This window comes from Arthrobacter sp. JCM 19049, from assembly GCF_001310435.1.
Map to the genome: position 1 here is coordinate 1 of NZ_BAXF01000074.1, position 8,084 is coordinate 8,084.

Consider the following 8,084-nt stretch of genomic DNA (forward strand, 5'->3'; position numbering starts at 1 on the left):
CTCCAGGGAGTCGCTCAGCGGCGCTGCCAGCGCCAGGTCGCCTTCTGCTCGCCGCGCACGTGCCCGTTGGTCAGCAGCGCCACCGGCAGCTGGCGCTGCACGAAGTTCAGCAGGATCCGGTAGCCGCTCATCACCGCCAGCGAGGAGCCCAACACCAGCAGGGAGCTGGAACGGTGCTCCATGTCGTTGATGGCCTGCTTGCGGGCGGCGGGCACGCTCTCACCGAAGTACACCACGTCCGGCTTCAAGGCCATGGAACCGCAGCGCAGGCAGGGAACCATCACAAATTCCTTGACCAGGTACTCGGGCAGCTGCACGTCCCCGTCCGGGTTCACGGCCGAGGGGTCCAGGTCGACCTTCTGCGCGTAGCCCGGGTTCGCCTTTTGCAGGCGGGCATCCAGGTGTTCGCGGTCCTCCCGGTAGCCGCAGTCCAGGCAGATGACCACGGACAGGTCCCCGTGCACCGGCACCACGTTGTGTGACCCGGCCTCCTGGTGCAGGCCATCCACGTTCTGGGTGACTATCCCGCTGATCCGGCCCTCCTGTTCCCAGCGGACCAGGCGGCGGTGGATCTGGTTGGCTGGGCCTTGAACATGTGGCGCCAGCCAACGTAGCTGCGCGCCCAGTAGCGCTGCCGGGCGTCGGGGCGGTAGCGGAATTCCTGGTAGGTCATGGGCCGGTGGCGCTGCAGCGAGCCGTTGGGGCCGCGGTAGTCCGGGATGCCGGAATCGGTGGAAACTCCGGCCCCGGTGACCACCATGACATTGCCGTGATCCAGCATCCGCTGCACCCCGGCGGCCGCTTCGGCCGGGTCGCTGGGTGGTGCGGTCTGCTCCACGATGCGCTGCATGGAACGGATCGCCGAACGGTGGGCCATGTTGATTGACAGCGCGTGGTTTTCTTCCAAAATCGGCCTTCCGCTAGGGGTTGCGGACACGACAAACGCCGCAACGAGCTAGGGCTAAATTTAGCCTAGTTGTTGCGGCTTGTCGTGTGATGTGTACTGATAGAGTCGGACTCCTCCAACGACTGTCGTGAAACCGGGGCCATCACTTCCCGGTACCGCCGGGCCTAATGCCGGGCGTCGCTCTCTTCGTCGTCAGAGTATTTCTTGGCCAAATCGTCATAGTCCGAATAGTCGTCACTATAGGACGATTCGGCATGCTCAGGTGCCTGGGTATGGCGCTCACGGCGCACGCCCAGTTCACGCTCCAGTGCGGTCAGATCAGTGGCGGGCGAGTAGTACTTGATGTCTCGCGCCTGACGCTGTGCTTTAGCCTTTTGACGGCCGCGCCCCATGGCGTGACCCCCTCTTTTCAGTAGAGTCGGGAGGTGGTCCACCAATTAGCCGGTGGAGGCCCCCGAATATGTGATCAGTTCTTTCGTAATTCAAGGTTAACATGATTCCCCGGCGAGCGCTCATCGCAACACGTGCGCAAACCGTTAGACTAACGACAAGTGCCGTGATCATTTGGCCCAACGCCAAATCCATGTGAAGGAGTTCACATCGGTGATCGATGATAACCTGCCCGAGCCCCAGGCGGCCCTGCCGCCCCTGCGGCCCGAACCCGAGCCAGAAAAGAAGCGCACGGGACAGTGGATCCTGCTGGTGATCGCCTTCCTTGCCCTGGCCGCGGCGGCTGTCTTCGTGGTGTTGCGTTTCATCTCCCCCACCCAGGCTCCCCTGCAGGCCGAGGTTGACCGCAACCCGGATCCGGGGCTGGACGGGGTCATCGCCGAGGCGATGCGCCCGGAGCAGCTGAAGGTCGGCGAGTGCCTGCGCGGCTTCACCTCCCCGCTGGAACCGCAGACCGTGGTGACCTGCGAGTCGGCGCACAACGCCCAGCTGGTCGGCACCTTCGAGGTGGAAGGCAGCGAGTTCCCGGGGGCCTCGCAGCTGCTGACCGAGGCCGAGGACCTGTGCAAGTCGGTTCCGCTGGATCCGACCTCCCCACTGGACTCAAGCTGGACCTACCATTTCTCCCGCCCCAGCCAGCACCTGGAACCAGGGCGACCGGCTGATCTCCTGCTTCCTGTCACTGAGCGAGGGCACCGTGCGCAGCTCGCTGCTGCCGCCGGACAGCGCCAGCTAGGCCGGTCACGTTCACCCGCCAGCGCGGCGCACCATCACTGGGATGGTGCGCCGCGCTGCTGGTTTCACCGGGCTGTCGCTGCCGCCGGGCCTAGGCCGGGCTGAGGGTCAGCCCGTTGGCCTCCACGTCCACGCCCACCTTGACGGTGTCCCCGTCGTGGATCGTGCCGGCCAGCAGTTCGCGGGCCAGCTTGTCCCCGATCTCGCGCTGCACCAGCCGGCGCAGCGGGCGGGCACCGTAGGCCGGGTCGTACCCGGTCAGGGCCAGCCAATCGCGGGCTGCGGAGTCCACCTCCAGGGTGAGCCGGCGCTCTGCCAGCCGTTCGGCCAGGTTCGCGATCTGCAGCTCGACAATGTGGCCCAGCTGCTGGACGCTGAGGGCGTCGAACATGATCACGTCATCCAGCCGGTTCAGGAACTCCGGCTTGAACGAGGCATTGACCACGTTCATGACCGCCTCGTGCCGTGCGGCCAGATCCATCTCCTGGTCGACCAGGAACTGGCTGCCCAGGTTGGAGGTCAGGATCAGGATCGTGTTGCGGAAGTCCACGGTGCGTCCCTGCCCGTCGGTCAACCGCCCGTCATCGAGCACCTGCAGCAGGATGTCGAACACTTCCGGGTGCGCCTTCTCGACCTCGTCGAGCAGGATCACCGAGTAGGGCCGGCGGCGCACCGCTTCGGTGAGCTGGCCGCCCTCCTCGTAGCCGACGTAGCCCGGAGGGGCACCGACCAGCCGGGCCACCGCATGCTTCTCCGAGTACTCGGACATGTCGATGCGCACCATGGCCCGGGCGTCATCGAACAGGAAGTCCGCCAACGCCTTGGCCAGCTCGGTCTTGCCCACGCCGGTGGGGCCCAGGAACAGGAACGAACCGGTGGGCCGGTCCGGGTCCGCGATCCCGGCCCGGGAACGGCGTACCGCATCGGAGACGGCTGCCACCGCCTGGGTCTGGCCGATCAGCCGCTGGCCGATCACCTTTTCCCATGTCCAGCAGCTTCTGGCTTTCACCCTGCAGCATCCGCCCGGCCGGATCCCGGTCCAGGCCGAGATCACCTCGGCGATGTCATCGGCGGTGACCTCCTCGGCGACCATCAGCTCCCGATCCGCGTCGCTGGCCTCGGCCGCGGCGGCCGCGTCCAGCTCCTGCTGCAGCGCCGGGATCTCCCCGTAGAGCAGCCGCGAGGCCTTCTCCAGGTCGCCTTCGCGCTGGTACTTCTCCGCCTGGCTGCGCAGCTCGTCAAGCTGGGCCTTCAGGTCACCGACCCGGTTCAGCCCGGCCTTCTCCGCCTCCCAGCGGGAGTTCAGCGCGTCAAGCTGCTCCTTCTTGTCCGCCATGTCCTTGCGCAGCGCCTCCAGACGCTCCACCGAGGCCGGGTCGGTCTCCGTGGACAGGGCCAACTCCTCCATGGTCAGCCGGTCCACCTCGCGGCGCAGCTCGTCGATCTCCTCGGGGGCCGAGTCGATCTCCATGCGCAGCCGGCTGGCGGCCTCGTCGACCAGGTCGATGGCCTTGTCCGGCAGCTGGCGTCCGGAGATGTAGCGGTTGGACAGGGCGGCGGCGGCCACCAAGCACTGTCGGCGATGGCAACCTTGTGGTGCGCCTCGTAGCGTTCCTTCAGCCCACGCAGGATCGCGATGGTGTCATCAACGCTCGGCTCGCCCACGTACACCTGGGCGAAGCGGCGTTCCAGGGCCGGGTCCTTCTCAATGTTCTCGCGGTACTCATCCAGCGTGGTGGCGCCGATCAGGCGCAGTTCCCCGCGGGCGAGCATCGGCTTGAGCATGTTCCCGGCGTCCATCGCGCCTTCCGAGGCACCGGCACCCACGACGGTGTGGATCTCGTCAATGAAGGTCACGATCTGCCGTCGGAGGCCTTGATCTCCTCCAGGACGGCCTTCAGGCGCTCCTCAAACTCACCGCGGTACTTCGCACCGGCCACCATGGCACCCAGGTCCAGGGAAATCAGGGTCTTGCCGCGCAGCATTCGGGTACGTCCCCGGCGACCATGCGCTGGGCCAGGCCCTCCACCACGGCGGTCTTGCCGACGCCCGGGTCACCGATGAGCACCGGGTTGTTCTTGGTGCGCCGCGAAAGCACCTGCACCACACGCCGGATTTCCTTGTCGCGCCCGATCACCGGGTCGAGCTTGCCGGAGCGGGCCAGTGCGGTCATGTCGGTGCCGAACTTCTCCAGCGACTGGAACGTGCCTTCCGGATCCGGGCTGTCGACCTTGCGGTCCCCGCGGATGGAGGGCAGGGTGGCGCTGAGCAGTTCGCGCGTCGCTCCAACCTCGCGCATCGCTTCCCCGGCCTTGGTGACATCCGAGGCCAGCCCGATGAGCAGGTGTTCGGTGGAGACATAGGTGTCCCCCAGTTCACCGGCCAGTTCCTGGGCCGCGTTGACAGTCTGCAGCAGCTGGCGCGAGAACTGGGCCTGCGCCACGGAGGAGCCCGAGCCGGCGGGCAGGGCCTTGATGACCGAGCTGGTCTTGACCGAGAGCCCATCGACGTCAATGCCTGCGGTCTTCAGCAGCGCCACGGCCACCGAGTCACGCTGGTCAAGCAGCGCCTTGAGCAGGTGCGCCGGTTCAATCTGCGGGTTGCCCGCGGTCGAGGCATTCATCCCGGCCGCGGAGAGAGCCTCCTGGCTCTTAGTGGTGAGTTTGGTGTCCATTCGAGTCCTTCCTCTCAGACCTACACCTCATAAACTTGAGTCTACTTAACTCAACTTCCTTTGGGGAGACCCTATTCCGGACTTTACGGAAAATTTTCGTTGTTTTCCCGGCCCTTCCACGCCTCGGCGGCCGGCGCCGCCCGCGCGGGCTTCGGCGTCCCCTTAAACGCAAAAGGCGAGCACCTCACCAAGAAGCGCTCGCGTTTCGCGGCAGCGGTTCGGGCCGGGTTAGCGGCGGATGGAACCGATGTAGTAGTCCGAGGGAACGATCGTCTTGCCCAGCGGCATCAGCGAAATCGGGATCATCTTCAGGTTGGCAATGCCCAGCGGGATTCCAACGATCGAGATGAACATCGGGATGGCCGTCAGCACATGGCCGATCGCGATCCAGATCCCGGCCACAATCACCCAGATGATATTGCCCAGGGTCGAGAACGCGCCGACCGGTCCGCGGTCAACGACCGTACGCCCAAAGGGCCACAACGCATACCCGGCAATCCGGAAGGAAGCGATGCCAAAGGGAATGGTGACGATCAGCAGGCAGCAAATGATGCCGGCCAGCACGTAGCCCAGGGCCAGCCACAGCCCGCCGCAGACCAGCCAAATAATATTCAGTACCGCACGCAATAGACTCATGGCTTTATTCTGCCCCAACCCGGCCCGCTGGGACATCGGGGAAAACCCGGATCAGCCCCCCGATTCCTGCCGAAGGTGCGCAATCTCCCGGCCTTCCTGCTCCCGCTGCGGCCGGCGGCTCCGATAGGATTAGGCATCATGAGCGACCGTAGCGCAGATTCGATTCCCTCCCCCAAAACCGGAACCCGCGACCCAGAACTGTTCCGCAAGGAACCGTTTTCCTTCGTGCGCCGTGGCAACCGCCTGCAGGGACGTCGCGCCCGAGCCTGGGAACGCAATGCCGACCGCTACGTGATCGAACCGGAACGCAAGCAGACCGACACCTCCGTTGCCGAGGATCAGCAGCTGGACCTGCAGCAAACCTTCGAACGCACCGCTCCGCTGATCGTGGAGATCGGCACCGGGTTGGGCGAATGCATCGCCAACGCGGCCAAGGACGACGCGGAGCGCAACTACCTGGCGGTGGAGGTCTACCGCCCCGGCTTGGCCCAGCTGATGCTGAAGGTCGAGTCCTTTGGGCTGCAGAATGTACGCGCGATTCAGGCCAACGCGCCCGAGGTGCTCGATGTCATGCTGCCTGCGTCCAGCGCCGATGAAATCTGGATCTTCTTCTCCGACCCCTGGCACAAGACCCGCCACCACAAGCGCCGCCTGATCAAGACCGAATTCCTGGACAAAGTCGCGCGCGTGCTCAAACCCGGCGGCACCCTGCGACTGGCCACCGACTGGTCCAACTACGCGGAGCAGATGCGCGAGCTGCTGGAGGCACACCCTCAGTTCACCAACCAGCATCCGGGCAATCTGGCCGGCGAGCACAGCGAACTGACCAGGGTGCGTCGTGAGGGGCTGGAAGGCCATGACTCCGAGCCGGCCTTTACCGATGAGCTGGGCGGCTGGGCCCCGCGCTTTGAGCGTCGCATCCTGACCAGTTTTGAAAGCAAGGCGTTGAAGGCCGGACGCCGCGTGTTTGACCTGGCCTACACGCGCAACTAGGCGCTGGGTGCCCGGCGGCGCGGCGGAAGTATTTTCGCCCTCGTCCCACCCGGATGGGGCAGCCGGAGGGCTGTGGCGCTAAGGTTCAACCATGGATTTGTCGTCGTGTCCCACCCTGGAGTTTGCCCAGACCCGCTTGGAGCAGCTGGCTCCATCCCACGTGAACGATCTGGCCGCGGTCGTCGCGGAAGAGGGCATGCAGGAGTTGTGGTTTACCTCGATCCCGGCCCGCACCGCAGTGGGTTCTGAGATTGAACGACGTCTGGAACTCCAGGATCAGGGGCTGATGGCGCCGTACGCGATCATCGATGCCCGTTCGGGACGCGCCGTGGGCGCCACAACGTTGATGAATATTGACGCGGTGAACCGACGGGTCGAAATCGGTTCCACGTTCCTGGCACCCTCGGCCCAGGGAACGGGAATCAACCGGCGGCCAAGTTCATGCTGCTGAGCCGGGCGTCGAGGATCTGAAGTGCATCGCGGTTGAATTCCGCACGCATTGGCATAATCAGGCCAGCCGGGCCGCCATCTCCCGGCTGGGCGCAAAGCAGGACGGTGTGCTGCGCAGCCACATGTTTGACCCGGCAACCCAGTCGCTGCGCGACACCGTGGTCTTCTCGATCCTGCCCCACGAGTGGCCGGCGGTGCGCGCCAACCTTCTGGCCCGCCTGCGCAGGCACGCTGATCGGCTAGGGACCGATCGCGCGCCGGGTAGTGAACAGTGTGACCTGTGGTTCGCGGCGCTGCGGGCGGGTGCCGCGGCTGAGCGTGACAATGTCCCCGGCCATGGTCCTGCGGCAAACACGCGGCTCTGGTTGCTGCGCAACTCATAGACCTCCTCCTGTAGGGATCCAACCTGCCGGCGCAGCTGGTCCACCTCGGCCTCAAGCTGCAGAATGCGCCGGATGCCTTCGAGCGAAACGCCTTCCTTGCTCAGCTGCTGGACCTGGCGCAGCAGCTGCACATCGCGTTGCGAGTAGCGCCGCTGCTTGCCGGCCTGCCTGCTGGGAGAGACCAGGCCCATGCGGTCGTACTGGCGCAGGGTCTGTGGATGCATGTCAGCCAGCTGCGCGGCAACCGAAATGACAAATACCGGTCGTATGTAATCCCCGGTCACTTTCACCTACCACCTTTTCGGTTCGGGCAGCCCCACTCTGTGCCCGAACATGTACGTGCGGCCGGCAACCCGTCAGCGGACGGGTTGCCGGCCCCTTGCTATAGCCGTGCCCGGGCCGCCAGATCGGCCCGCGGGTCATCCCCGGCCGTGGCCGCGGCGAACTGCTCGATGGCCTTCTTGGCTTCATCGCTCAGGTTCTGCGGCACCATCACGTCCAGGACGATCATCAGGTCACCGGAGGCTTGGAAGTCTTCACTCCCCGGCCTTCAGGCGCAGCGTTCGCCCCGAGCTGGAACCGGCGGGCACCTTGACGGTGACTTCTTCGCCGTTCAGCGTCGGCACCTGGATCTTGGCCCCCAGGGCAGCTTCATCGAAGCTGACCGGAACGTGGATGCGGATGTTGTTCCCGTCGCGCTTGAAGAACGGGTGTTCACTGACCTTGACCTTCACCAGCAGGTCCCCGTTGCCCGCCGGGCCGGGCTGCCCCTTGCCGCGCACGCGCACGGACTGCCCGTCGCGGATGCCGGCGGGAATGCGCACGTCGATCACTTCGCCGCTGGGTTCACGCAGCC

At 65.5% G+C, this 8,084-nt stretch carries 7 protein-coding genes and 3 pseudogenes; 3 read left to right on the forward strand and 7 right to left on the reverse strand.

What is annotated here, in order from left to right; all coding sequences use genetic code 11:
* Positions 1–14: 14 nt before the first annotated feature.
* The 3 genes from JCM19049_RS05645 to JCM19049_RS05650 all read right to left on the reverse strand — a co-directional run bounded on the left by JCM19049_RS05645 (position 15) and on the right by JCM19049_RS05650 (position 1,299).
* Complete coding sequence (locus JCM19049_RS05645) at positions 15–626, reverse strand: Sir2 family NAD-dependent protein deacetylase (RefSeq protein ID WP_374700240.1); 612 nt, start codon at positions 624–626, stop codon at positions 15–17.
* Positions 521–907, reverse strand: coding sequence for a hypothetical protein (locus JCM19049_RS23180; RefSeq protein WP_374700238.1), 387 nt, complete (start codon positions 905–907; stop codon positions 521–523). Before JCM19049_RS23180 ends, JCM19049_RS05645 begins: the two co-directional genes overlap by 106 nt.
* Positions 908–1,071: 164 nt before the next feature.
* Positions 1,072–1,299: a DUF3073 family protein gene (locus tag JCM19049_RS05650; protein ID WP_054821086.1), complete on the reverse strand. Its 228-nt coding sequence runs from the start codon at positions 1,297–1,299 to the stop codon at positions 1,072–1,074.
* A gap of 211 nt (positions 1,300–1,510) precedes the next feature.
* On the opposite strand from JCM19049_RS05650, the gene JCM19049_RS05655 reads away from it, so the two are divergent.
* Positions 1,511–2,197 (forward strand): hypothetical protein, encoded by a 687-nt coding sequence (locus JCM19049_RS05655; RefSeq protein ID WP_279402542.1) that lies wholly within the window; start codon positions 1,511–1,513, stop codon positions 2,195–2,197.
* Here the strand turns inward: JCM19049_RS05655 and clpB are convergent.
* Together clpB and JCM19049_RS05665 are read right to left on the reverse strand one after the other, a co-directional pair.
* Positions 2,184–4,766: pseudogene (gene clpB / locus JCM19049_RS05660) on the reverse strand (ATP-dependent chaperone ClpB). The gene JCM19049_RS05655 and the pseudogene clpB sit on opposite strands and share 14 nt — an antisense overlap.
* 228 nt (positions 4,767–4,994) lie before the next feature.
* Positions 4,995–5,438 carry a YccF domain-containing protein gene (locus JCM19049_RS05665; protein ID WP_374700239.1) on the reverse strand — a complete coding sequence of 148 codons (444 nt, stop codon included), beginning with the start codon at positions 5,436–5,438 and terminating at the stop codon, positions 4,995–4,997.
* A gap of 102 nt (positions 5,439–5,540) precedes the next feature.
* On the opposite strand from JCM19049_RS05665, the gene trmB reads away from it, so the two are divergent.
* Both trmB and JCM19049_RS18845 read left to right on the forward strand, forming a co-directional pair.
* A complete protein-coding gene (gene trmB / locus JCM19049_RS05670) occupies positions 5,541–6,395 on the forward strand; it encodes a tRNA (guanosine(46)-N7)-methyltransferase TrmB (RefSeq protein WP_054821085.1) in 855 nt (284 codons plus the stop codon).
* 91 nt (positions 6,396–6,486) lie between these two features.
* Positions 6,487–6,846, forward strand: coding sequence for a GNAT family N-acetyltransferase (locus JCM19049_RS18845; RefSeq protein ID WP_279402543.1), 360 nt, complete (start codon positions 6,487–6,489; stop codon positions 6,844–6,846).
* A gap of 238 nt (positions 6,847–7,084) precedes the next feature.
* On the opposite strand, the pseudogene JCM19049_RS05680 reads toward JCM19049_RS18845, so the two are convergent.
* Both JCM19049_RS05680 and JCM19049_RS05685 read right to left on the reverse strand, forming a co-directional pair.
* A pseudogene (locus JCM19049_RS05680) lies at positions 7,085–7,452 on the reverse strand (heat shock protein transcriptional repressor HspR).
* A 158-nt stretch (positions 7,453–7,610) separates the two neighbouring features.
* A pseudogene (locus JCM19049_RS05685) lies at positions 7,611–8,084 on the reverse strand (DnaJ C-terminal domain-containing protein); the annotation flags it as partial.

Bases quoted from the DNA above. Each gene is read 5' to 3' on its own strand.
- JCM19049_RS05665 (WP_374700239.1), bottom strand. From the start codon at position 5,438: ATGTCCCAGCGGGCCGGGTTGGGGCAGAATAAAGCCATGAGTCTATTG.
- JCM19049_RS05650 (WP_054821086.1), bottom strand. From the start codon at position 1,299: ATGGGGCGCGGCCGTCAAAAGGCTAAAGCACAGCGTCAGGCGCGAGAC.
- trmB (WP_054821085.1), top strand. From the start codon at position 5,541: ATGAGCGACCGTAGCGCAGATTCGATTCCCTCCCCCAAAACCGGAACC.
- JCM19049_RS18845 (WP_279402543.1), top strand. From the start codon at position 6,487: ATGGATTTGTCGTCGTGTCCCACCCTGGAGTTTGCCCAGACCCGCTTG.